Here is a 903-nt window from a genome sequence, read left to right on the forward strand (position 1 = left end):
CGCCCGCACCATCGGCAGCGCGAACGCCTCGGCCAGCTCATCGATGGTCGAGGCGGGGCCCAGGGCGCTGATCGCGCGGATCTGCTCGTCCAGGTAGCTCTCCAAGGCGTGCTCGATCGCCGAGTCGCAGAGCGCGCGGAGGGAGCCGAAGTGGTAGCTCACGGCGGCGACGTTGGCACCGGCCTTGTCGGTGATCTCGCGGAGCGTGACACCCTCCTGGCCGCGGTCGGCGAGGAGTTCGAGGGCGGCGGACATCAGGCCGTCGCGGGTGCGCTGGCCGGCTTCGCGGCGTAGGTCTGGTTTCTCCGTCGCCATGGGGGGAATTCAAACATTTGCTTGATTTCTTGTCAAGCTGTCGGGCGGGCTGGGCTGCGGCGGCGTGTGGCTGGCAGGTGGGTAGCCGGCGGGTGGTTGTGGTGTCAGGTGGTGGTGGTGTCGAGTGGGGTGTGCGGCTAGTTGCTACGGTGCGGTAGATCTGTGGATTTACAGGCGATTTTTACGGCTTCGCCAATGGTTGGATGGCCTCGCAGGGGACGCAGTTCGGCTGTGCCCCGCAGGTTGCGCTGGCGGCCGCCGGTTTTCGCGGACACGACCACGCACCAGTCCGAGTCACTGCGCATGCGTTTGGTCTGGCGGCTGGCGGCCGCGTTTGGTGGGTGCGTTGAGGCCTCTGGCGGGCCTCCTCGACGAGGGGGCGACCCGCGCGTCGGGTTGTTTGGCGGCGGTCCGCGACTGTTCGGCTTTCTATGCGCTGTTGCCTGCGTCGCGTTGGTCGGTGGCGGTGCTGCTTGTGGTCGCCGGGTTCTGGGTCCCTCGCCGCGTCATCGCCGTAAACGGAACCAGCCCGGTTTGGCGGAATCAAGCCGCATCGCTGCTGCTGTGGTCCGGCTCCGTCCGGCTTGA

At 67.7% G+C, this 903-nt stretch carries 1 protein-coding gene; it reads right to left on the reverse strand.

Going from position 1 to position 903, the window contains the following annotated elements; translation table 11 throughout:
- Positions 1-315, reverse strand: a 315-nt coding sequence (locus tag GWK61_RS54835; RefSeq protein WP_194922331.1) for a TetR/AcrR family transcriptional regulator, incomplete at its 3' end; no start/stop codon positions are given.
- Positions 316-903 lie beyond the last annotated feature (588 nt).

The organism is Catenulispora rubra (genome assembly GCF_015356825.1).
Classification (GTDB): Bacteria; Actinomycetota; Actinomycetes; order Streptomycetales; family Catenulisporaceae; genus Catenulispora; species Catenulispora rubra.